General features: G+C 66.3%; 19 protein-coding genes and 1 tRNA gene. 8 read left to right on the top strand and 12 right to left on the bottom strand.

The window, feature by feature from the left end; all coding sequences use genetic code 11:
* Positions 1–129: 129 nt before the first annotated feature.
* From U5A57_RS27405 to U5A57_RS27390, 4 genes are all read right to left on the bottom strand, one after another.
* Positions 130–429 (bottom strand): hypothetical protein, encoded by a 300-nt coding sequence (locus U5A57_RS27405; protein WP_321914757.1) that lies wholly within the window; start codon positions 427–429, stop codon positions 130–132.
* 93 nt (positions 430–522) lie between these two features.
* Positions 523–795 (bottom strand): hypothetical protein, encoded by a 273-nt coding sequence (locus U5A57_RS27400; RefSeq protein ID WP_321914756.1) that lies wholly within the window; start codon positions 793–795, stop codon positions 523–525.
* Positions 796–895: 100 nt separating this feature from the next.
* A tRNA-Arg gene (locus U5A57_RS27395) sits at positions 896–970 on the bottom strand.
* A 234-nt stretch (positions 971–1,204) separates the two neighbouring features.
* Positions 1,205–1,387 (bottom strand): rubredoxin, encoded by a 183-nt coding sequence (locus U5A57_RS27390; RefSeq protein WP_158757294.1) that lies wholly within the window; start codon positions 1,385–1,387, stop codon positions 1,205–1,207.
* Positions 1,388–1,627: 240 nt separating this feature from the next.
* Between U5A57_RS27390 and U5A57_RS27385 the strand changes: the two genes are divergently transcribed.
* From U5A57_RS27385 to U5A57_RS27370, 4 genes are all read left to right on the top strand, one after another.
* Positions 1,628–3,556, top strand: coding sequence for an ATP-binding cassette domain-containing protein (locus U5A57_RS27385; RefSeq protein ID WP_321914755.1), 1,929 nt, complete (start codon positions 1,628–1,630; stop codon positions 3,554–3,556).
* A gap of 302 nt (positions 3,557–3,858) precedes the next feature.
* Positions 3,859–5,850 carry a DNA topoisomerase IV subunit B gene (locus tag U5A57_RS27380; RefSeq protein WP_321914754.1) on the top strand — a complete coding sequence of 664 codons (1,992 nt, stop codon included), beginning with the start codon at positions 3,859–3,861 and terminating at the stop codon, positions 5,848–5,850.
* A 78-nt stretch (positions 5,851–5,928) separates the two neighbouring features.
* A complete protein-coding gene (gene parC / locus U5A57_RS27375; RefSeq protein WP_321914753.1) occupies positions 5,929–8,244 on the top strand; it encodes a DNA topoisomerase IV subunit A in 2,316 nt (771 codons plus the stop codon).
* Between the two features lie 109 nt (positions 8,245–8,353).
* The gene (locus U5A57_RS27370) at positions 8,354–8,812 is read left to right on the top strand and encodes a CopD family protein (protein ID WP_201693629.1); all 459 of its coding nucleotides are present in this window, start codon (positions 8,354–8,356) and stop codon (positions 8,810–8,812) included.
* A 66-nt stretch (positions 8,813–8,878) separates the two neighbouring features.
* Here the strand turns inward: U5A57_RS27370 and U5A57_RS27365 are convergent, their stop codons facing one another.
* Positions 8,879–9,829 carry a LysR family transcriptional regulator gene (locus U5A57_RS27365; protein ID WP_321914752.1) on the bottom strand — a complete coding sequence of 317 codons (951 nt, stop codon included), beginning with the start codon at positions 9,827–9,829 and terminating at the stop codon, positions 8,879–8,881.
* A 151-nt stretch (positions 9,830–9,980) separates the two neighbouring features.
* Between U5A57_RS27365 and U5A57_RS27360 the strand changes: the two genes are divergently transcribed.
* From U5A57_RS27360 to U5A57_RS27350, 3 genes are read left to right on the top strand one after another with little or no spacing between them, the layout of a single operon-like run.
* Positions 9,981–11,300: an MFS transporter gene (locus U5A57_RS27360; RefSeq protein WP_321914751.1), complete on the top strand. Its 1,320-nt coding sequence runs from the start codon at positions 9,981–9,983 to the stop codon at positions 11,298–11,300.
* Positions 11,301–11,345: 45 nt separating this feature from the next.
* Positions 11,346–12,605, top strand: a complete 1,260-nt coding sequence (locus tag U5A57_RS27355; protein ID WP_321914750.1) for a Zn-dependent hydrolase — start codon at positions 11,346–11,348, stop codon at positions 12,603–12,605.
* Positions 12,606–12,628: 23 nt separating this feature from the next.
* A complete protein-coding gene (locus U5A57_RS27350; protein ID WP_321914749.1) occupies positions 12,629–13,651 on the top strand; it encodes a histone deacetylase family protein in 1,023 nt (340 codons plus the stop codon).
* Between the two features lie 20 nt (positions 13,652–13,671).
* Here U5A57_RS27350 and U5A57_RS27345 read toward each other — a convergent pair whose 3' ends face one another.
* From U5A57_RS27345 to U5A57_RS27315, 7 genes are all read right to left on the bottom strand, one after another.
* Positions 13,672–14,889 (bottom strand): chromate transporter, encoded by a 1,218-nt coding sequence (locus U5A57_RS27345; RefSeq protein ID WP_321914748.1) that lies wholly within the window; start codon positions 14,887–14,889, stop codon positions 13,672–13,674.
* 112 nt (positions 14,890–15,001) lie between these two features.
* Entirely contained in the window at positions 15,002–17,374 is a 2,373-nt protein-coding gene (locus tag U5A57_RS27340) for an EAL domain-containing protein (RefSeq protein ID WP_321914747.1), read from the bottom strand.
* Between the two features lie 314 nt (positions 17,375–17,688).
* Positions 17,689–18,567 (bottom strand): PhzF family phenazine biosynthesis protein, encoded by an 879-nt coding sequence (locus U5A57_RS27335; RefSeq protein ID WP_321914746.1) that lies wholly within the window; start codon positions 18,565–18,567, stop codon positions 17,689–17,691.
* Positions 18,568–18,694: 127 nt separating this feature from the next.
* Positions 18,695–19,159, bottom strand: a complete 465-nt coding sequence (locus U5A57_RS27330) for a RidA family protein (protein ID WP_321914745.1) — start codon at positions 19,157–19,159, stop codon at positions 18,695–18,697.
* A gap of 51 nt (positions 19,160–19,210) precedes the next feature.
* Positions 19,211–20,419 carry a PLP-dependent aminotransferase family protein gene (locus U5A57_RS27325; protein WP_321914744.1) on the bottom strand — a complete coding sequence of 403 codons (1,209 nt, stop codon included), beginning with the start codon at positions 20,417–20,419 and terminating at the stop codon, positions 19,211–19,213.
* A 109-nt stretch (positions 20,420–20,528) separates the two neighbouring features.
* On the bottom strand, positions 20,529–21,434 hold the full coding sequence (locus U5A57_RS27320) for a DMT family transporter (RefSeq protein WP_321914743.1): 906 nt from the start codon (positions 21,432–21,434) through the stop codon (positions 20,529–20,531).
* Positions 21,435–21,456: 22 nt separating this feature from the next.
* Entirely contained in the window at positions 21,457–22,146 is a 690-nt protein-coding gene (locus tag U5A57_RS27315) for a VOC family protein (protein WP_321914742.1), read from the bottom strand.
* A gap of 191 nt (positions 22,147–22,337) precedes the next feature.
* Between U5A57_RS27315 and U5A57_RS27310 the strand changes: the two genes are divergently transcribed.
* Positions 22,338–23,843, top strand: a complete 1,506-nt coding sequence (locus U5A57_RS27310) for a PLP-dependent aminotransferase family protein (protein WP_321914740.1) — start codon at positions 22,338–22,340, stop codon at positions 23,841–23,843.
* Positions 23,844–23,866: the final 23 nt, after the last annotated feature.

Raw genomic sequence — 23,866 nt, 5'->3', positions numbered from 1 at the left:
GTTAGGGTATTTTTGCGGACATTATGACCGATGGTCGACCCGCGGCACCAGGAATTCCCGATGCGCGTGCACAGATGCGCGCCGCGCAGGCGAAAGCCTGCTCGTGCGTGCGTCGAATTCAGGGAAAAGTCAGGAGTGTTGCGGGGCGGCGGTCGCCTGCTTCGGGAGCGCCGCGGAGGCCGAGGCGACGTTCAGCTCGTGCAGGTCGAGGATCAGCAGCAGGCTGTCGATTTCGCACAGCTGCCCCTTGTTCACATGACCGGTGTCGAGCAGGCGGTGCAGCCGCTGGCGCCAGTAGTTCGCGGGGAGAATCGGCCCACCGAAGTCGCCGGCGAGCGACAAGGGCATCACGCGACGAATGTGCGTGATATCCTGGTCGATAAGGTTCGACATCATATAACCAGCGGGAAGGGGACGCGGGGTGTCCATGAAGGCCATTACGGCACTATTTTTTTCTTCTTTAGGGAAAATATCTCAGTACTTACCCTGAATTCGCCGGTTATCCGCGGTTCGCTTTGCCGTTTATTCGGCAGCCGGCGGCGTCGCGCCTTGCACCTGAGCCGCGCTTTCGAAGAAACGCCGCGTCGCTTCGAACGCGTTCAGCATCTGCTCGGGCCACGGTGTTTGCAGCATCACGGCCTGATGGTTTTCGAAGGCCGCGCCCAACTGGCGCGCGAGTTCAGGCGAATTGAGATGGCGCAGCAGCACGCTCACGGCAATGGCGGTGGCCTGACTGGCTCCTGCCGTCTGCAGTTCGGAGGCAGTGAGGGCGGCGACTTGCTTGTTGATGTCCATGGAAAACCTGCTCGGGATAGAGGGGCGCGAATGCGAGAAAGAGAAGGGACGGGGCGCGCGAACCGGTTGCGGTCTTCGCGGCCCGACATGCTCGGGTAGGTGGTCCCCCTGGCAGGAATCGAACCTGCATCTAGCGCTTAGGAGGCACTTGTTCTATCCATTGAACTACAGGGAGCGCGGTCGAGCATGGCTCCGTTCGATCGCCATGTTTCCCAAGTGACCCGTCATGGCGCGGAGCGGCGCGCGAAGCGGTCCGGCCTTGCGGGCCCGAGCCATATCGCGGCGTAGGGCCAAGAGTATAGCAAACGTGTTCGGGCGCGAAAATGACGCCACTTAGCCCCAGCGCCGCATTTTGGGTCTCGCGTCGATCGCTCCCCGCGAGCCGCCGCAGCAGGGCAAGTCGTCGCGATCAGAACTCGACGACGGCGAATTCCGGCTTGCCCACGTCGCACAGCGGGCAGCGCCAGTCGTCGGGAATGTCGTCAAAGCGCGTGCCGGCGGCGATCCCCTCGTCGGGCAGACCTTCTTCTTCGTTGTAGATCCAGCCGCAAATCAGGCAGACCCAGCTCTTGTACTCGATTACTTCACTCACAGCGTGTCCTTCGTTCAGTCGATTCGATGCATCACCCGTCATGCGGCCCTTTATCTAATGCTGGGCGGAGCGGGCAACCCGCGATAGTACAGGAAAACGGATCGCGTGCCGCTGCGCTAAAGGGTCGCTGTATTCCGCGACCTACGCGGCGCGACCTACGCGGCCCGACCTACGCGGCCCGACCTACGCGGCCCGGTACAATGCCCGCTTCAGGTCCAACGCACGCATCGCTTTCCATCCATGTCGCTTTACACCATCACAGGCGCGCAACTGGCTTTCGGCCACGTCGCGCTGCTCGATCACGCGGACTTTTCGCTCGAAGCCGGCGAGCGCGTCGGGCTGATCGGCCGCAACGGCGCGGGCAAGTCGTCGCTGCTGACCATCGTCGCCGATCTCGCGAAGCCCGACGACGGCCTCGTCACGCGCCAGCAGGATCTCTCGACCGTCTACGTGCCGCAGGAGCCCGACTTCGACGCCGACGCCACGGTGTTCGACACCGTCGCCTCGGGCCTCGCCGACGTGCGTGCGCTGCTCGACGAATACGACACCGTCGCGCACCGGCTCGCAGACACGCCCGAAGGCGCAGAACACGACGCGCTGCTCGCGCGCATGAACACGCTGCAGTCGTCGCTCGATCACGCCGACGCCTGGAGCTGGCGCACGCGTGTATCCACGACGCTCGCGCAGATCGGCCTGGAAGGCGAAGCGCGCGTGGGCGCGCTCTCGGGCGGGATGCAAAAGCGCGTGGCGCTTGCGCGCGCGCTCGTCGTGCAGCCCGACATCCTGCTGCTCGACGAACCGACCAACCACCTCGACTTCGACGGCATCCGCTGGCTCGAAGAATTGCTCGTGGCGCAGCGCTCGAGCCTCTTGTTCATCACCCACGATCGCGCGTTTCTCGACCGCGTGGCGACACGTATCGTCGAACTCGATCGCGGCAAGCTGCTTTCGTATCCGGGCAACTTCACGCAGTACCAGGAGCGCAAGGCGCAGCAGCTCGAAGTCGAGCGCGTGGAGAACGAGAAGTTCGACAAACTGCTCGCGCAGGAAGAAGTGTGGATCCGCAAGGGCGTGGAAGCGCGCCGCACGCGCAGCGTGGGCCGCATCGCGCGCCTCGTGCAGATGCGCCATGAGCGCGAGGAACGCCGCAACGTGCAGGGCAACGTGAAGCTCGACGTCGCACAAGGCGAGAAGTCCGGCAAGATCGTCGCGGAACTCACGGATGTGACGAAGCGCTATGGCGGCCGCACGATCGTCGACAACTTCTCGTCGACGGTCATGCGCGGCGACAAGATCGGCTTCGTCGGTCCGAACGGTGCGGGCAAGACCACGCTGCTGAAGCTGATCCTCGGCGAGCTGAAGCCCGACGTTGGCACGGTGCGCGTGGGGACGAATCTGCAGGTCGCGTACTTCGACCAGATGCGCGCGCAGCTCGACATGGAAAAGAGTCTCGCCGACACGATCAGCCCCGGCAGCGACTGGGTCGAGATCAACGGCGCGAAGAAGCACGTGATGAGCTATCTGGGCGACTTCCTGTTTGCACCCGAACGCGCGCGTTCGCCCGTGAAGTCGCTTTCGGGCGGCGAGCGCAACCGTCTGCTGCTCGCGCGTTTGTTCGCGCGGCCGGCGAACGTGCTGGTGCTCGACGAACCGACCAACGATCTCGACATCCCCACGCTCGAGCTGCTCGAAGAACTGCTGACCGACTACGACGGCACCGTGCTGCTCGTGAGCCACGACCGCGCGTTCCTCGACAACGTGGTGACTTCGGTGATCGCGTCCGAGGGCGAGGGGCGCTGGCGCGAGTACGTGGGCGGCTTCACGGACTGGCAGACGCAGAGCGCACGCGCGCAGGAAATTGCCGAGGCGCGCGCGCCGAAGGAAGCGGCTGCAGCGGTGGCCGCGCCCAAGGACAGCGCGGCGGGACGCAATGCCCAGCGCAGCGTGAAGCTTTCGTTCAAGGAGCAGCGCGAACTCGAAGAACTGCCCAAGCGTATCGAGGCGCTCGAAACGGAGCAGAAGACCATCGGCGCGAAGATCGAGGACGGGTCGATCTTCGCGAAGGACGCGCAGGAGGGCGCTCGCCTCACCGAGCGCTACGCGCAGATCGACGAGGAATTGCTCGTGGCGCTGGAGCGGTGGGAAGAGTTGGAGAGCAAGCGCAAGTGAATGCGAGAGAGAGCGGCCTGATGAAGGCCGCTTTTTTTTACGGCGCATGAGTACGACGTACTCATCCGGTCGGCCAGCCAACCCTCGCGCAAATTGCCGTGCGAGCCCAAATCAGTACAATACCTCGCGAATTCGAACAACTGAGCGAACCACCTCGCCGCCGCGAGCGCATCTGCCACCGCGGCGCGCAGCCGGTTCACCTCGTTGTTTCGTATCGGTTTTTTTGAACGCTCAACGCGTTTTCCCCGCAGATGTCCACAGGACCTGTGGACAAGCGCGCGGACAACCCCCTGTGGATCACCATGTCAACGAAGAAGTCCAACGCTGGAAACACTGGCTATAGCGAAGCGTCGATCAAGGTGCTCAAGGGCCTCGAGCCCGTCCGGCAGCGGCCGGGCATGTATACGCGCACCGAGAATCCGCTGCACATCATCCAGGAAGTCATCGACAACGCCTCGGACGAAGCGCTCGGCGGCTACGGCCGTCGCATCACCGTCACGCTGCATGCCGACCATTCCGTCTCCGTCGAGGACGACGGCCGCGGCATTCCGTTCGGCCTGCACCCCGACGAAAAAGTCCCGGTCGTCGAGATCGTCTTCACGCGACTGCACGCGGGCGGCAAATTCGACAAGGCCGCCGGCGGCGCCTATACCTTTTCGGGCGGCCTGCACGGCGTGGGCGTCTCGGTCACCAATGCGCTCTCCACGCGTCTGGACGTCACTGTCTGGCGCGACGGCAAGGTCGCCGAAATCGGCTTCTCGGACGGCAACGTCACGCGCCCGCTCACCACGCGCAACGCCGCGCGCGACGAGAAGAAAACCGGCACGCGCGTGACCGCGTGGGCCGACCCCAAGTATTTCGATTCGCCCAATTTGCCGCTCGGCGAACTGCAACGTCTGTTGCGCTCGAAGGCCGTGCTGCTGCCGGGCGTCGAGGTCGAACTGATCGTCGAGAAGACCGGTGAGCGCCAAAGCTGGAAGTACGAAGACGGCCTGCGCGGCTACCTGCTCGAAGGCATGGGCGGCGCCGACCTGCTGATCCCGCTCTTCGAAGGCGAGCGCTACGCCGACGCGCGCACCACCGACGACACCTTCGCCGAAGGCGAGGGCGCCGCGTGGGTCGTGGCGTGGAGCGAGGAAGGCTCGCTCACGCGCGAGTCGTACGTGAACCTGATTCCGACGCCCGCGGGCGGCACGCATGAAAGCGGTCTGCGCGATGGTCTCTTCCAGGCCGTGAAGAGTTTCGTCGAGTTGCACAATCTTCAGCCCAAAGGCGTGAAGCTCCTGCCCGAAGACGTCTTTGCGCGCGTCTCGTTCGTGCTCTCGGCCAAGGTGCTCGACCCGCAGTTCCAGGGGCAGATCAAGGAGCGCCTGAACAGCCGCGACGCCGTGAAGCTCGTGTCGTCGTTCTCGCGTCCGGCTCTGGAGCTTTGGCTCAACCAGCACGTCGAGCACGGCAAGAAACTCGCCGATCTCGTCATCAAGCAGGCGCAGGCGCGCACGCGCGCGGGCCAGAAGGTCGAGAAGCGCAAGAGCTCGGGCGTGGCCGTGCTGCCGGGCAAGCTCACCGACTGCGAATCGACCGACATCGCGCGCAACGAACTCTTCCTGGTTGAGGGCGATTCCGCTGGCGGCTCCGCGAAGATGGGGCGCGACAAGGAATACCAGGCCATCCTGCCGCTGCGCGGCAAGGTGCTCAACACGTGGGAGACCGAGCGCGACCGGCTCTTTGCGAACAACGAAGTGCACGATATTTCGGTGGCGATCGGCGTCGATCCGCACAGCCCCGACGAGACCGTCGATCTGTCGAACCTGCGCTACGGCAAGATCTGCATTCTTTCCGATGCCGACGTGGATGGCTCGCACATCCAGGTGCTGCTGCTCACGCTCTTCTTCAAGCATTTCCCGCAGCTGATCGAGCGCGGCCACGTGTGCGTGGCGCGCCCGCCGCTGTTCCGCGTGGATGCGCCAGCGCGTGGCAAGAAGCCTGCGCAGAAGCTCTATGCGCTCGACGAAGGCGAACTCGAAGCAATTCTCGACAAGCTGCGCAAGGACGGCGTGCGCGACACGCAATGGACCATCAGCCGCTTCAAGGGCCTTGGCGAAATGAGCGCCGAGCAGCTCTGGGACACGACGATGAATCCCGACACGCGGCGCCTCTCGCCCATCGCGCTCGGCGACCTCGACTACGAGGCTACCGTTGCGCGCATGACGATGCTGATGGGCAAGGGCGAAGCCGCCTCGCGCCGCTCGTGGCTCGAAGAGAAGGGCAACGAAGTCGAAGCGGACATCTAAGCGGATAACTGAGCAGATAACTGAGCAGATAACCAGGCACACGTCTGAACGCGTACACGATTACGGATTGATTGAAACATGGACGATCTCTTTGCTGAAGTGACGGACGCCCCGAACGGCGACACGCTCACGCTCGGCCACTACGCGGAACGCGCCTATCTCGACTACGCGGTGAGCGTGGTGAAGGGCCGCGCGCTGCCCGACGTCTGCGACGGCCAGAAGCCGGTGCAGCGGCGCATTCTCTTCGCGATGAACGAAATGGGGCTCGGCGACAACGCCAAGCCCGTGAAGTCGGCGCGCGTGGTGGGCGACGTGCTCGGTAAGTACCATCCGCACGGCGACCAGTCGGCCTACGACGCGCTCGTGCGTCTGGCGCAGGACTTCTCGATGCGCTATCCGCTCATCGACGGCCAGGGCAATTTCGGCTCGCGCGACGGCGACGGCGCGGCGGCCATGCGCTACACCGAAGCGCGCTTGACGCCCATCGCCAAGCTGCTGCTCGACGAAATCGACATGGGCACGGTCGATTTCATGCCGAACTACGACGGCTCGTTCCAGGAGCCGAAGACGCTGCCCGCGCGCCTGCCCATGCTGCTGCTCAACGGCGCGTCGGGTATCGCGGTGGGCCTCGCGACCGAAATTCCCTCGCATAATCTGCGCGAAGTCGCGTCGGCAGCCGTCGCGATGATCCGGAATCCGAAGCTCTCGCATGCGGAGATCATGGAGAAGCTGCCGGGGCCCGATTTCCCGGGCGGCGGCCAGATCATTTCGAGCGACGCCGAAATTGCAGCGGCCTATGAGTCGGGGCGCGGCAGCCTCAAGGTGCGCGCGCGCTGGAAGATCGAGGAACTTGCGCGCGGCCAGTGGCAACTGGTCGTGACCGAGCTGCCGCCGAACACCTCGGGCCAGAAGGTGCTCGAAGAGATCGAGGAGCTGACGAACCCGAAGCTCAAGCTCGGCAAGAAGACGCTCACGCCCGAGCAGTTGCAGAGCAAGCAGACCATGCTCGCGCTGCTCGACGCCGTGCGCGACGAGTCGGGCAAGGACGCGCCCGTGCGCCTCGTGTTCGAGCCGAAGACGAGCAAGATCGACCAGTCGGAGTTCGTCAATTCGCTGCTCGCGAACACGAGCCTCGAATCGAACGCGTCGCTGAACCTCGTCATGATCGGCGCCGATGGCCGTCCGCGTCAGAAGGGCATCAGCGAGATTCTGGGCGAGTGGATCGGTTTCCGCTTCGCGACGGTCACGCGCCGCACGCAACACCGCCTGACCAAGGTCGACGACCGCATCCATATCCTCGAAGGTCGGATGATCGTCTTCCTCAATATCGACGAAGTCATCCGCATCATCCGCGAGTCGGACGAGCCCAAGAGCGCGCTGATGAGCGCGTTCGGGCTGTCCGAGCGCCAGGCCGAGGACATTCTTGAAATCCGTCTGCGCCAGTTGGCGCGGCTCGAGAAGATCAAGATCGAGAAGGAACTCGCGGAACTGCGCGAAGAGAAGGCGAAGCTCGAAGAGCTGCTCGCGAACGACGCGTCGATGAAGCGGCTCATCGTGAAGGAAATCGAAAGCGATGCGAAGCAGTACGGCGACGATCGCCGCACGCTGATCCAGCAGGAAAAGCGCGCGAGCTTCGAAGCGCGCGTGGTGGACGAGCCGGTCACGGTCGTCGTCTCGCAGAAGGGCTGGGTGCGTGCGCTCAAGGGCCACGGGCTCGATACGCAAGGCTTCACGTTCAAGGCCGGCGACGGTCTGTATGCGGCGTTCCAGTGCCGCACGCCCGACACGCTCATCGCGTGGGGCAGCAATGGCCGCGTGTATTCGGTGTCGATTGCGAACCTGCCGGGCGGGCGTGGCGACGGCGTGCCGGTCACGTCGCTCATCGAACTCGAGGCGGGCACGCATCTGCTGCATTACTTCGCGGCGAACGCGGAGCAGCCATTGCTGCTGGCGTCGAGCAACGGCTTCGGCTTCATCGCGAAGATCGGCGACATGGTGAGCCGCGTGAAGGCGGGCAAGGCGTTCATGACGATCGACGAGGGCTGCGTGCCGCTCGCGCCGATGCCGATGCTGCCCGGCGCGCTGCAGGTGGCGTGTCTTTCGTCGGGCGGCCGTTTGCTGGTGTTCGGCCTCGACGAAATGAAGACGCTTTCTGGCGGCGGCCGCGGCGTCACGCTCATGCAACTCGACGACAGCGAGAAGCTCGTGCAGGCGCTCGCGATCAACGCGGCGGGCGTCGTGCTCGTGGGCACGGGCCGTGGCGGCAAGGCGGGCGAGGACCTGATGGTGGGGGCCGTGCTGGCTCCGCAGATCGGCAAGCGCGCACGCAAGGGCCGCGCGCCGGACTCGAAGCTCAAGGTCGTGACGGGCATGCGTCCGGTGTTGCCGCAGTAAAAGTACTGCAGTAAGCGTACATATCCGGCGCGAATCGCTGCGCGGCATGGAATAATGCCGCGCACAACGGCTCGCGCCGCATAATTACACGTTACGAGGAAATACAAGCATGGGCCACGCGATCGCAGTCGCGCTCTTTCTGCATCTGCTGGGCGTCGCCGTCTGGGTGGGCGGCATGATCTTCGCGCACTTCTGTCTGCGCCCGGCGCTCGAGGACCTCTCGCCGCAACTGCGCCTGCCGCTCATTGAATCGGTGTTCGGCCGCTTCTTCAACTGGGTGGGCGTCTCGGTCATCGTGATCCTGCTTTCCGGCGGCTTCCTGCTCATGCAACTCGGCGGCGAGCACGCCACCTGGCAACTGCATGCCATGGCAGGCCTCGGCGTGCTGATGATGCTGATCTTCGGCCACATCCGCTTCGCCGTGTTTCCGCGCATTCGCCGCGCCGTGCAGGCGCAGAAGTGGCCCGACGGTGCGCGCGCCGTGGGCACCGTGCGCCGGCTCGTTGTCATCAATCTCGTGCTAGGCATCGTGACGATCGGCGTTGCGGTGCTCGCGCGCGGGTTCTGATCCGCGCTTCATTTCCGCGTCTCTCCCCCGTTTCTCCCGCAACGTTCGCGGCCCGCGCCTGAGGGTCTACAGGCGCTCCGCGAGCGCGTGGCGCTGCATGCAGCGCTCCATCGCGTCGAAGAACGCTTCTTCGGCCGCATTGCGCTTGCGCTCGCGATGCCACAGCAAGTGGATGTCGACGTCCACGAGCCCTTCCTCCGGCGGCAGCCGCCACAGGCGCTGCCGCGCCAGATCGTCCCGCACCGTATGCTCGGGCAGGCAGCCAATGCCATAGCCCGCGAAGATCAGCCGCCGCACTTCATCGAGACTCGGTGACGACGCCACGATGCGCCCCGTGAAGCCGCGCTGATCGCGAAACACCGTGAGCGGCGAGAGGCTGTCGCCGATCTGGTCGCTCGTGAAGGAGACAAAGTTCTCCGCGAGCAGATCGTCCATCGTCAGTTGCGAAAGCCCGAAGAGCCGGTGATGCCGGCCGCAGAACATCGCATAGCGCTGGCGCAGGAAGCAGCGCATGTCGAGCTTGTCGATGGGCGTGCGGCACAGGCTCAAGCCCGCGGTCGCGGTTTTCTGCAGCAGCGACGAGATGATGTCCGACGAGCGCATGACCTCGATCTGCAGGTCGACGCGCGGGTAGGCCGTGTGGAATTCGGCGAGAAATTCGTCGTACACGCGCGACTCGATGCGGCTCACCGTGAGCAGGCGGATCGAGCCGGTGATGTCGGCGGTGCGCTCGTCGAGCCCGGTTTCGAGCTGGGAAATCGTGCCGTAGATGTCGCTCGCAATGCGATAGACCTCTTCGCCCGCTTCGGTCGGCACGAACTGCGCGCCGCGCCGCTCGATGAGCTTGCGCCCGAGCGCGTCTTCGAGGCGCTTGAGCGCCTGGCTCACGGCCGGCTGGGTGACGTACAGGCGCGCGGCCGCGCGGCTCAGGCTGCGCTCCTGCATGATCGCGAGATAGGTGCGCAGCAGGTTCCAGTCGAGACGGTCGTTGAGAAAGCGGGTGGTGTCGGCGCGCATGGGCGATCTCCCGGCGCGGGGCTGCGCCACGGGTATTAGCTAAATTTATGCGCTGAATAATAACGCGAAATTTGACTAATGATTTGTGGCTGGCGATAAAGCGTGCATGCAACACGAATTCATCTCAAACGCGCCTGAAGGAGACCGACGCATGCCTAACCCACAACCCGGCACCCGCCAGCCGGTGCGCGCCGCCGCCGCGGCGTTCATCGGCACGATGATCGAGTGGTACGACTTCTACATCTATGCCACGGCCGCCGCGCTCGTGTTCGGCGAGCTGTATTTCCCTTCCGAAGACCGCTTCGTGAGCACGATGGCGTCGTTCGCGACTTTCGCCGTCGGCTTTTTCGCGCGCCCGCTGGGCGGCCTGATCTTCGGCCACCTCGGCGACCGCATTGGCCGCAAGAAGGCGCTCATGACCACGCTCATGATGATGGGCGTCGCCACCGTGTGTGTCGGCCTGCTGCCTTCGTACGCGATCGTCGGCATGCTCGCGCCCGTGCTGCTCGTGCTGCTGCGCGTGGTGCAGGGCATCGCCGTGGGCGGCGAGTGGGGCGGCGCCGTGCTGATGGCGGGCGAGCACGCGCCCGAAGGCCGCCGCACGTTCTTCGCTTCGTTTGCGCAGCTGGGTTCGCCCGCGGGGCTCATTCTCTCGCTGCTGGCGTTCCGCTCGGTCACCTCGCTCGAGAAGGCCGACTTTCTTTCGTGGGGCTGGCGTCTGCCGTTTCTCGTTTCGGCGGTGCTGCTCGTGGTCGGCATCTTGATCCGACTCGGCGTGAACGAGTCGCCCGAGTTCGAGAAGCTCAAGGATCAGCGGCGCACGCTCAAGCTGCCCGTCGCCGAAGTATTCCGCTCGGCGTGGGGCCTCGTGCTGCTGTGCATCGGCGCGAATACCATCGGCATTGCGGGCGTGTACTTCACCAACACGTTCATGATCGCGTACACCACGCAGTACGTCGGCATCACGCGCTCGCTCATTCTCGATTGCCTGTTCGCCGTCGCGATCATCCAGTTCCTTGTGCAGCCGCTCGCCGCCTGGCTCGCGGAACGCATGGGCGGGGCGCGTTTCCTCAAGTGCGCCGCCATCGCCGCGATGTTCTCGCCATATCCGATGTTCGTGCTCGTGCAAAGCGGCAAGGTCGTGCCGATGGTGATCGGCATCGCGATCGCCGTGGTCTGCATGGCGAGCTTCTATTCGGTGATCGCGGGCTTCGTTTCGGGTGTGTTCGCAACGCGCGTGCGCTACTCCGCGATCTCGCTCTCTTACCAGGTGTGCGGCGCGATCGCGGGCGGCCTCACGCCGCTCGTCGGCACGTGGCTCGCGCATCGCTATGTGGGGCAGTGGTGGCCGCTCGCCGTGTTCTATACGTGCCTCGCGGGCGTCTCGCTGCTGTGCATCGTCGCGCTCGACGCGCGCCGCCACGCCCATGCGCATGACGAAGCGGCAGCCGAAGCGCTGAGCGCGCACTGATGCTGTGCAGGTGTACTGATTAGTTCGACTGAAATGGATGGACCGATGAAAGACCTTTTGCAGATCGACGGCCCGCGCCTGTGGGCGAGCCTCATGGAGATGGCGCGCATTGGCGCGACGGCGGGCGGCGGCGTGCGCCGTCTCGCGCTCACGGAAGAAGACCGGCGCGGACGCGACCTGTTCGCGCGCTGGTGCCGCGAGGCGGGCATGACGGTGTGGACCGACGCAGTGGGGAACCTGTTCGCGCGGCGCGAGGGCGATGACGCGCAGGCCGCGCCCGTGCTGATGGGCAGCCACCTCGACACGCAGCCCGAAGGCGGCCGCTTCGACGGGGTGTACGGCGTGCTCGCCGCGCTCGAAGTCGTGCGCGCGCTCAACGACGCGGGTGCGCGCACCGTGAAGCCCATCGAGATTTGCTCGTGGACCAACGAGGAGGGCGCGCGCTTCACGCCGGCGATGCTGGGCTCGGCCGTGTTCGCGGGCGCGATGACGCTGGCGGACGCCTTGGCGCGCACGGACGCCGATGGCGTGACGCTCGGCGCCGCGCTCGACGCATGCGGCGCGCGCGGCACGCGCGCCGTGCAAGGCGTGGCCGTCGACGCCTACTTCGAAGCGCATATCGAGCAGGGCCCGATTCTGGAGGCGAACGGCACGACCATCGGCGTCGTGACGGGTGGCCAGGCGATCCGCTGGTTCGACGTGAGCGTGACGGGCGTGGCCGCGCACGCAGGCACGACGCCCATGCGCTATCGCAAGGACGCGTGGTTCGGCGCGGCGCACATGTCGCTCGAGATCGAGCGCGTGATGGCGCGCTACGCGCCGCTTGGTCTCGTGACGATCGGCCAGGCGCAGATCGCGAATTCGTCGCGCAACACGATCGCGGCGAATCTGACCTTCACGGTCGATCTGCGCCATCCCGACGATGCGCAGCTCGACGCGATGGAGCGCGACTTGCGCGCGCTATGCGAACAGGTGGCCACGGCGCGTGGCCTGGGCGTGCAGATCGCGCATTGCTGGACGAGCCCGGCGACGCCGTTCGACGCGCAGTGCGTCGCACTGGTGGCCGATGCAACGCAGCGCTTTGGCTATCCACACGAGCGTATCGTGAGCGGTGCGGGCCACGACGCGATCCACCTCGCCCGCTACTGCCCGACTGCGATGGTGTTCATCCCCTGCGTGGACGGCCTGTCGCACAACGAAGCCGAAGACGCCCTGCCGGAAGACGTCACGGCTGGCGCGAACGTGCTGCTCAACGCCGTTGCGGCGCGTGCGGGCGTGCGCGTCGCTGCCGCCGCCACCGCGTGAAACAAATAGAAGGAGAACTGAACATGAAAACCTGGTTCCACCCCGATCAGCTGCTGCACCGTCCGCGCGCCTATTTTTCGCGCGGCCAGCTGCGTGAGCCGCAGGAAGTGCCGCAGCGCGCCGAGCATCTCGTTGCCGCGGCGCGCTCGCTCGGCTTCGACGTAGCGGCGCCCGCCGACTTCGGCACGGCGCCCATCGCCGCCGTGCACGACATGAACTATCTGCGCTTTCTCGAAGAAGCGCACACCGAATGGAAGCGCGTGCCCGAAGACTGGGGCGAAGAAGTGATGTCGAACATCTACGTGCGCGAGCCGAATCCGCTGCGCGGCGTACTCGCGCAGGCGGCGCGCTATCTCGCGGACGGCAGTTGCCCCGTGGGGGCGAACACGTGGCGCGCGGCCTACTGGTCGGCGCAAAGTGCGTTGGCGGCAGCGGCGTGCGTGAACGAAGGCGCGCGCGAGTCGTATGCGCTGTCACGTCCGCCCGGCCATCATGCACGCGCGGACGCGGCTGGCGGCTTCTGCTATCTGAACAACGCGGCTATCGCTGCGCAGTCGCTGCGCAGCCGCTTCAAGCGCGTGGCGATCCTCGACACCGACATGCACCACGGCCAGGGCGTGCAGGAAATCTTCTATGGCCGCAGCGACGTGCTCTACATCTCGATCCATGGCGACCCGACCAACTTCTATCCGGTGGTCGCGGGCTACGAGGACGAGCGCGGCCATGGCGCGGGCGAGGGCTACAACGTCAATCTGCCGATGCCGCACGGCGCATCCGAGGCGGTGTTCTTCGAGCGCGTGGAGTCGGCGCTGCGCGTGCTCAAGCGCTTCGAGCCGGACGCGCTCGTGCTTGCGCTCGGCTTCGACATCTACAAGGACGATCCGCAGTCGAAGGTTGCCGTGAGCACCGAAGGCTTCGGGCGGCTCGGCACGGCGATCGGCGCGCTTAACCTGCCTTCGGTCATCGTGCAGGAGGGCGGCTATCACCTCGAAAGCCTCGAAGACAACGCGCGCGCGTTCTTTGGCGGCTTGATGGGAGCACGCTGATCAGCGCGTGATGCCGCGTTTCAGGCCCACAGCAGCCACGCCCCGCACGCGAGCCCGACCGTCGCGTAGACCGCGTAAGCGGGGAGCTTGAGTTTGCCAAAGCACATCGCCGAGAACACGGCCGTCAGCAGATACGACGGATGCGGCGGCACGTGCCGCGCGATATGCCAGACGGCAATGGCGAGAAACGCGGTAGTCGCCGCGCGCAGCACGCGCATGGCGTGCTCGAAGCGCGGGTTCGCCTTCATGCGATGCAGGTGCCGCCGCGCGAGCACGACGAGGCAGCCCGAAGGCACGAAGAGCGCGAGCGTGGCGACGAGCGCGCCGACCCAGCCATCCACGAGATAGCCGAAGAAGGGCACCACGTTCAAGAGCGGCCCCGGCGAAAGCGGCGAGAGCGTGAACGCCAGCGTGAAGTCGTCGTTGGTGATGCCCACCGCTGGCGTGACGAACAGCGTTTTCAATACGGGCAGCGCGGAAAAGCCGCCCCCGAACAACGTCATGCCCGCGCCCGCGAGACGCGGCCAGAGCAGCGCTGCGTCGAGTGGGTGTGGCAGCGGCAGCGCGAACACGACGATCAGCGCCGCAAGCGCGGCGAGCAACTGCACGTCGCGCCGCGTCACGCGCAATTCGAGCCGCTGCGAAGGCACGGGGCTCGCGAGCCAGCCCGCGGCAAACGCGACAAGCAGAATCGCCACGTAGGCCGCGGCGCTTGCGGCGAGCGCGAGCGTCGCACAAGCCGCGAGCGCCACGCCCCATTCGAGCGGGCCGCGTACGAGCGCGCGGGTTTGACGGTACCAGGTTACTCCAATCAGCATGGCGAGCACGACGCTGAAATGGTCGAGCAGCGTGCGTGAGGCAATCGAGTGCACGAGCGGCGTGCGATAGAAGACGGCGAACGCCGTCATCAGCGCGAAGAACGGCAGCACGCTTGCCACGCCCGCGATCCAGGCACCCGCGCGCCCGCGCAGCGCGTGGCCGAGTTGCACCGCGACGTTGCAGCCCACCGGCCCCGGCACCATCCAGGCGAGCGCCACCAGATCCGAGAACGCGGTTGGCGTGAGCCGCGCTTCGCGCTCCACGTAGTGCTGCTCCAGTTGCGCCATCAGCGCGAGGCCGCCCCACGAGACCGCGGAAACGGTCAGCACAACGCGAAAGAGCGTCAGGAGCGGTTCATCGTTGTCGCGGAATGTGCCTGTACCACGGGCCGCGATCGCTTCGTCGGTGCGAGTTTGCATGGCTGCATCATGCGTGCGAGGGGGCGTGGACGTCTGTGCGCGAAAGCACGCGGCTCGCGGAAGTCACCAGAAAGTGCGCAGAAAATGGGCCCAACCTGCGCAATGACACACGTCAGCGCGATTGCGGTGCGTCGCTCAGGCGCTCGTTGCGGTGATCTTCGCGAGCGGCTTGTGCGCCAGGCTGCGTTGCGCTGCACACGCCGAAGCGCTCGATCAGCGCGGCCACGCCTTCGACCGGCACGGGGCGCGAGAACAGGAAGCCCTGCGCCTCGATCGGCCCGAGCGCGGAGAGCCATGCGATCTGCTCTTCGGTTTCGGTGCCCTCTACGACCACCGTGAGCCCGAGCGAGCGCGCAAGGTTGACGATCGCGGAGACCATCACGCACACGCTGCGGTCCGCGGGAATGGCTTGCACGAACGAGCGGTCGACCTTGAGCGTGTCGACGGCGAAGCGGTTCAGGTAGGAGAGCGACGAATAACCGGTGCCGAAGTCGTCGAGCGCGACGCGCACGCCAAGACGCTTCAACGCGAAGATCTTCTCCGACACCAGCTCCGGGTACTCCATCATCGCGGTTTCGGTGATCTCGAGTTCGAGCCGGTGCGCGGCGATGCCGGTTTCTTCGATGGCGTGCGCCACGGTCTCGTAGAGGTCGCCTCGCCAGAATTGCACCGCCGAAATGTTGATGGCGAGCGTGAGCGACTCATAGCCTTGCTGCTGCCACTGAGCGAGCTGGGCGCAGGCGGTGCGGATCACGAAATCGCCCACAGGCACGATGAGGCCCGTGGATTCGGCCACCGGAATGAATTCGCCCGCGGGAATGAGCCCGTATTGCGGATGGTTCCAGCGCACGAGCGCCTCGAAGCCCGTGATGCAGCGCCGGCGCAAATCGATCTTCGGCTGGTAGGCGAGAAAGAGCTGGTCCTCGGCGAGCGCAACGCGCAATTGCTGCTCCCACTTCATCAGGTGGTCGGCGCGGTGCGCGAGCTGCGGCGAGTAGAAGCGGAAACAGTTGCGTCCGGCCTCCTTCGCGGCGTACATCGCAAGGTCGGCCTTCTTGAGCAGATCGATTTCGCTCTCGTGCGCGACGGCGAAGAGCGCGATGCCGGTGCTCGCATGCAGCACGAACGCGCTGCCGCGCACGTCGAACGGATGCGTGAACGCGGCATTGGTCGCTTCGGCGAGCGCGATGGCGCGCTTTTCGATGTCGTCGCCCTTCACGATCACCACGAACTCGTCGCCGCCGATGCGCGCGAGCGTGCCCGCGCCGCCCACGGCGTCGGCAAGGCGCGCGGCGCTCATCTGCAGCACGATGTCGCCGGCGTTGTGGCCGAGCGTGTCGTTGACGGTCTTGAAGTTGTCGAGGTCGATGAAGAGAATGGCGAGACGCCCGAGGTTGCCTGGCTGCGAGACTTCGTGACGCAGACGTTGCAGCGTGGCGTAGCGGTTGGGCAGGCCCGTGAGCAGGTCGTACTGCACGAGTTGCGACATCTCGCGCTCGCGCCCGAGCAGCTTGCCGATCAACCCCGTGGCCACGGCGAAGAACGACAGCATGGCGAGCGAGATGAACGTCGCCATCATCAGGTAGACGTCGCGCGTGTGGTTGTAGTCGGCGAACTCCTCGGCTTGCGAGAGACCGACCAGCACGGCGAGCGGATAACCGTCGATATGGCGGTACGAGACAATGCGCGTGACGTGATCGATCGGGTCGACATAGGTGCCCGATACGTGCTCCGAGATCGGATACACGCCGCTCGCCGAGAACGTGCCGTTCGCACGTTCGGCGCTGCCGGTGCGGCGCGCGAGCACGGCGCCGCTGTCCGAGATCACGGCGATCACGCCGTCACGGCCGATCGCCGCGTTGTTGTAGAAGTCGCTCGTGAAATAGCTCGGGTCTTCCGACACGACCACGACGCCCGCGAACGAGCCGTCCGGGTGATTGAGGCGGCGCGTCATCTGCAGGGTCCAGTGGCCGGACACGCGGCCGAGCACCGGCTTGCTGATAAAGAGCTGATCGTCGTTCTCGTGCTCGTGCACCCTGAAGTGCTCGCGGTCCGAGAGATCGATGGGCTTGGGGTTCGGGTCGGCCGTATTGGCAACGAGCTTGCCGTGCTCGTCGATGATCGACACCTGCACGAGCGAGTCGCTCTGCACCACGCCCTTCTCGACCGTGCTCGCGAGATCGAAGCGGCCCGGCGACTTCTCGAACTCGTACTTCACGAAGCGCGTGATCTGGTCGACCTGGTGGATCGCCTTGACGGTGTGCTGTTCGAGCGCCGCCGAGAGGATCGCCGCCGAGGCCGTGGCCTCGCGCAGGGTCGCTTCCTTCTCGACCGAGAGGCGCGTGAAGATCACCGCCCAAAGCAGCAAGAGCACCAGCACGCCGAGCAGCGGAATGGCAAGCAACGCGCGCGGGCGCGTGTATGCCGGGCCAGGCGCGTTGCGCAGGCTCGAATCGCGCGAGAACGGACCCCGCGTGGCGCTCATCTCGGCCGCCGTAGGCGCGTGAGTTCGCACCGCGGATGCGGTGGGCAGAACGGCAACGATGCGCTCAGTTGAGTCGGCGGCATGAATAACGGGTGGCTGGGGAATACGCGCATTGCGCGCGAGCAATGAACGCCGGACGCGTCATGCGTCCGATGTTTCGATATTAATGGTTGGGGAATGATTAAGGAAGCTGTGGTCCCCCGGGTATACGCGAGGGTTACCTCAACACGCGCGCGATGCCCATGTGCGGTGCATAGATGCGCAGCGGCGCATGGTGGGCCATGCACCATGCATGAGAAGGGCGCTGCTGGCGCTTAGCCGAGCTGGCAGGTTCCGTCGACGACGGTTAATGAATGACCGCCAATCCAGATCTTGTTCGCCGCATCGTCATATTCGACGTGCACGCGCCCGTCGCGCCCGAGCGCCGTGCCCTGGCGCACCGTATAGCGGGCGCCCGGACGCCGGTTCTGCTGTGCGAGCAGCATGGCGATGGCAGCGTTCGCGCTGCCGGTCACGGGGTCTTCGCCCTTGCCGAGGCCCGTCATCAGGCAGCGCACTTCGAAGGTGGCGGGGCCGCCGGCCTCATGCGGGCCATAGGCGGCCACGCCGTGCGCGCCCACGCTCGCGGCCACGGCTTCGATCGCCGCATAGTCCACGTCGAGCGCGAGCACCGCTTGCGCCGATGCGAGGCGCACGACGAGCCACGGCGCGCCGTTATCGACGCCGCAAGGCGTCGCCGTGAAGTCGATGGCTTGCGAGCGAAGCGCAGTGCGCAACGCATCGAACTGCGCGGCGGCGAGCGGCGTGATCTGCGCGGGCGGCGCGGCGAAAGCCCATGCGCCGTTCTCGCCTGCTGCCAGGTCGATGAGACCGGCGCCGCATTCCTGCACGAGGCGGCCCGGCGTTTTCGGCGTGCGGCCGCTTTCGAGGAACGCGTGCGCAGTGCCGAGCGTCGGGTGGCCCGCGAAGGGCAGCTCGCCCTTGGTCGTGAAGATGCGCACGCGATAGTCGGCGCGCACGTCGGTCGGGGCGAGCAGGAAGCTGGTTTCCGAGAGATTCGTCCAGCGCGCGATGGCCTGCATTGCGTCGCCGCTCAAGCCATCGGCGTCGAACACCACGGCGAGCGGGTTGCCTTTGAAGGGTACCGACGTGAAGACGTCGACCTGTTTGAAGCGGACGCTGTGCAGGGTCATGGCGGGACGATCGTAGAGGGGGAGGGGTGGCGCGAGAAGATGCGCCCGATTGCGCGAACGCGCAACAGAAGACTGCGTGAAAGTGCGCGGACCTTGATGCAGGCCCGCGCACGTTACCAAAGCTTGCTTACTCGACTTCGGCGATCAGCTCGATCTCGACGCACGCGCCAAGCGGAATCTGCGCGACGCCGAACGCCGAACGTGCATGCTTGCCCTTCTCGCCGAATACGTCGGCGATCAGCTCCGAAGCGCCGTTCGTGACGATGTGCTGCTCGGTGAACGTGAGCGTCGAGTTCACGAGGCTCATGAGCTTGACCACGCGCTTGACCTTGTTGAGGTCGCCCGTGTGGGCATGCAGCGTGGCGATCAGGTCGATCGCGATCGAGCGTGCGGCAGCCTTGCCTTCTTCGGTCGTGAGCGACTCGCCGAGTTTTCCGGCCCACACCTTGCCGTCCTTCTTCGCGATGTGACCCGACAGGTACACCGTGTTGCCGCTCTGGGCGCTCATCACGTAAGCCGCGGCGGGTGCGCCTGCCTGGGGCAGGGTGATGCCGAGCTGTTCGAGACGGTCGTAGATGTTGATGTCAGCCATGATCAGGATTCCTCGTTCGGGTATTGAGTCGGAAAAAACCTGCCGTGCCTATCAGGCGTGCGAGGCGTGCGCGCGGATCAGGGCCGCGAGCTTCGCGACGCCTTCTTCGATCTTCGCGGGCGGCACCGTGACGAACGACAGGCGCAGCTTGTTGTGTTGCGGCTCGTCGGCGAAGAACGGCGCGCCGGGCACGAAGGCCACGTTCTGCGCGACGGCTTCGGCGAGCAGCTTCATGCTGTCGATGTTCGAGGGCAGCGTCACCCAGATGAACATGCCGCCTTCGGGGCGGTTCCAGCTCACGCCTTCGGGCATGTTGCGCTTGAGCGAGTCGAGCATCGCCTCGCACTGGTTGCGATAGAGCGCGCGCACCTTCGGGATGTGCGTGTCGAGGAAGCCGTCCTTCACCACCTCGTAGACGATGCGCTGCGTGAAGGTCGGCGTGTGGAGGTCGGTGGCCTGCTTGGCCTGCACGAGCTTGAAGTGCAGATCTTCGGGCGCAATGATGTAGCCGAGGCGCAGGCCAGGCGCCAGGATCTTCGAGAACGAGCCGAGATGCACGACATGCTCGGGCGCGAGCGAGTGGACCGTGGGCAGCGGTTCGCCCGCGTAGAGCAGCGCGCCGTAGGGATCGTCTTCGATCACGGGGAAGGGCGCGCGCTTCGCGAACTCCGCGAGCGCCTGGCGGCGCTCGAGCGGCAGGCGGCGGCCCGTGGGGTTCTGGAAGTTCGGGATCGCGTAGAGCAGGCGCGCGCCAGCCGTCAGCTCGGGCGTGAGGCCTTCGGGCACGAGGCCCTTTTCGTCGGTCGGGACCTGGACGTACTTCGGCTCGTAAAGCGAGAACGACTGCAGCGCGCCGAGGTAGGTGGGCGTTTCCACGAGCACGGGGCTATCGGTCGAAATCAGCACCTTGCCGAGCAGGTCGAGCGCCTGCTGCGAGCCTGTGGTGATGAGCACCTGAGAGGGGCGAACCTTCACGCCGCCCACCGAGTGGCGCGCGGCGATCCATTCGCGCAGCGGCATATAGCCTTCGGTCGCGCTGTACTGGAGCGCGGCTGCGGGGTCGTCGCGCAGGATGCGGTCGGCGGCGGCGCGCATTTCCTCGGCCGGGAAGCTGGCCGGCGCGGGCAGGCCGCCTGCGAACGAAATGACTTCGGGACGCTCGGTGACCTTCAGGATTTCGCGAATCGCCGAGCTGGTCAGCTTGATTGCACGCTCGGACAGTTGCCACGCGGGCGCGGCCTTGAGATCGCTCTGGTCCATGGGGTCTCCTTGTTGGGGTGGGGCGAGTGACGGATTCAGTGGCGGCATGGGGCGCGATCACGCGCCGCCGGATGCCGCCGAAAACCTTCGATTATGACGCGAAACCGGCTCATGCGCGCGCGGGCGCCGGGGCCGTGCGGATCGCCGCACGCCGGCCCAGCACCACGGTGGCGATCACGGCGGCCGCGTAGAGCCAGGCCGAGGGCGCAACCTGCTCGCCGAAAAAGAGCGCCGAGAACGCCATCGTGAAGAAAATCTGCAGCAGCTGCACCTGGCCCACGCGCGCCGTGCCGCCCATGGCGAGCCCCGCGTACCACGCGAAAAAGCCGATGAACTGCGAGAACACCGTGACGTAGCCGAAAGCGAGCCAGGTTTTCATCGCAACGGGGCCTGGATGCGCCACATGCTGCGCCCAGGCGAGCCAGCCGACCGGCAGCGCGAGGAATGGCGCCGAGACCACGAGCGCCCAGCAGATCACCTGCCAGCCGCCGAGCTGGCGTGCGAGGCGCGCGCCTTCGGCGTAGCCGAGCGCGCCGATGCCCACCGCGATGAGCATCCACGCGTCGCCCGCGTGCAGCGAGCCGCCGCCCGCCTGGAGCGCGAACGCGACCACGAGTGCGCTGCCGATCAGCGCGCTGATCCAGAACGCCTTCGAGGGCCGCTCGTGCGAGAGCCACGCGGCGTAGATCGCCACGGCGAGCGGTTGGAGCCCATTGACGATGGCTCCATGCGAGGCCGGCACGGTCTTCATCGCAATGGCGGAAAACACCGGAAACGCGACGATTACGCCAAGCGACACCACGCCGAGGCTCTTGACCTGCGGCCAGGTGGGCCGCTTCTCGCGGCGGATGGCGAGCAGCAGCGCGGCCGGCACGGCGGCGGCGAGCGCGCGACCCAGGCCGTTCAGGAGCGGATTGAATTCGGCGACGACGATGCGCGTCATCGGCAGGGTCAGGCTGAAGATCATGACGCCGACGAGGCCGAGCAGCATGCCTTGGGTTTCGCGTGCTTTCATGCGGGACTTTGCGCTCGACGGATCAGCGTGCCGGCGCGCCGAGCGTGCGCGGACCGGACGGGGTTTCGAACTGCGCGACGAGCGCGGGCGAGAGGGCTTCCTCCACGGCGATCAGATGCGCCGCGCCGAGCCACTGAAGCTGCTCGCGCACCGCTTGCGCTTGAGGGTGAAAGCCGGAGAGCGACGTGAGCGCGATGCCGGTGTCGGCCAGCACCTGCGACGGGTGATGGGCCGTATCCCACTGGATCAGCGAGGGCAGAATGCCGTCGCCCGCGCCTTGCCAGGCCGGGAACGCGCCGTCCCGCGGCACCGTGAGCTGCCACGAAAAATCGCCGCGCGTCATCGGCACGAGTTCGGGAATGCGCTGCGGATACTGTTCGCGCCAGCGCGCCAGGTTTTTCGGCGGATCGACGCGGGCGACCCAATGCGACAGATACGGCCCCTGTTCAAGGCGTGCCTGCACGGCGGGATCGTCGAGCGCGAACAGGCGTGCGCGGGCGTTCGCGTCGTTTTTCGCGGCGGGATCGATCGCGATGACTTCCAGGTAGACGCCGCCCCACAGCCCGAGCAGACGGTTGTGCGTGCGCATGAGCGGGTGCGCGCCGCCGCCCGCGGGCGCGACGCCGAGCGCGTCGCTCACGTATTGCACGCCTTCTTCCAGCGTGCGCGCGGCAACGACGAGGTGATCGAGGCGAAGCGGCGAGGCGTTCATGTCAGGACGGGGCGCGGAGTGATCTCGGGGCCGGAGCGAAGAGGGCGGAAGCGCGCGCCGCAACAGTGTGCCGACGCCTCCACCGAATCCTTACCGGTACGCATGCGATCAAATGTACCGGTATGGCTGCGGACAGTAACGGTACAATCGGCCCGATAGTGCTCTGTACAGTTCGAGTTCCGGGAGTCCTCATGTCCTCCGTCCCGCTAGACCAGATTCCCGCCCCGCACGACGCGGCCACGCTCACGCTCGTCGACCAGCTCGTGCAGTGGGGCCGCCGCCGCATCGAGGAGCGCGTGTTCCGCCCCGGCATGCGCATGCCGTCCATCCGCAAGCTCGCGCTCGACAAGGGCGTGTCGCGCTTCACCGTGGTCGAGGCGTACGAGCGTCTGGTCGCGCAGGGCTACCTCGACTCGCGGCGCGGTTCCGGTTTCTACGTGCGCGAGCGGCTGGCGCTCGTGGCGGGCGGCGAACGCGCGCCGGTGACGGCAGGCGCTGCGGTCCGTGCCGAGGGTGCGATGACCGCCGCCGCGCCCGCGCCGTCCACCATCGACGTGGTCTGGCTACTGCGCAACATGCTTCACACCTCCACGCGGCCGGAAAAAGGGCCGGGTCTGGGCTATCTGCCTGCTCGCTGGCTGGACGGCGAACTGCTGACCGGCGCAATGCGCTCGCTGGGCCGGCAGAGCGGCACGCAACTGCTCGGCTTCGGCTCGCCGCAAGGCTTTCTGCCGCTGCGCCAGCAGCTCCAGACGCGCATGGCGGAACTCGAGATCGGCGCGACGCCCGACCAGATCGTGCTCGTCTCGGGTATCACCCAGGCGATCGACCTGCTTGCGCGCATCTACGTGCAGCCCGGCGACACGGTGATCGTGGGCGACCCCGCGTGGTTCCAGATGTTCGGGCGCTTCGCCTCGCAGGGCGCGCGGCTCGTGGGCATGCCGTACACGCCCGACGGGCCGGACCTTGACGCGCTCGAAGCGCTGGTCGAAACCTGGCGGCCCAGGATGCTCGTGATCAACTCGGTGCTGCAAAACCCCACCGGCACGTCGCTCACGGCCGCGCAAGCGTTCCGCATTCTGCGGCTGGCGGAACAGTACGACTTCATCGTCGTCGAAGACGATATCTACGGCGACCTCTGCCCGGCGGGCTATCCGGCCACGCGCCTCGCGAGCCTCGACCAGTTGCGCCGCGTGATCTATCTCGGCAGCTTTTCGAAGACGCTCGCTCCGAACCTGCGCGTGGGCTATATCGCGAGCGCGCTCGACGTGGCCCAAGCGGTGGCGGACCAGAAGATGCTCGTCGGCATGACGAGCCCGGAGCTCAACGAGCGCGTGCTCTACCGCGTGCTCACGGAGGGCCACTACCGGCGCCACGTGGAGCGCCTGCGCGGGCGGCTGGACGGCGTGCGCGACAAGGCGGCGCGCATGCTGGAGCGCGCCGGCTTGCGCCTTTTCGCGGCACCGGGCGCGGGTATGTTCCTGTGGGCCGATACCGGCGTCGACGCGGACGCGCTCACCGCGGCGGGCCACGAAACGGGCTTCCTGCTCGCGCCGGGGAGCCTTTTTTCGCCGCATCAGTCGCCCACCACGTGGATGCGCTTCAACATCGCCAACTGCGGCGATCCGGCGCTGCCTGCATTCCTCGCCGACTATCTCGAAGGCGTGGCCCGGCGCGGCGGCGGCGCACAAGCGTGATTTCGCGGCCGGCGGCTCTTGAA

Origin of the sequence: Paraburkholderia sp. J11-2 (genome assembly GCF_905220185.1) — a bacterium.
Taxonomy (GTDB): domain Bacteria; phylum Pseudomonadota; class Gammaproteobacteria; order Burkholderiales; family Burkholderiaceae; genus Paraburkholderia.
The sequence above is the reverse complement of the archived record's forward strand: the minus strand, read 5'-3'. Positions and strand labels throughout refer to the sequence as shown.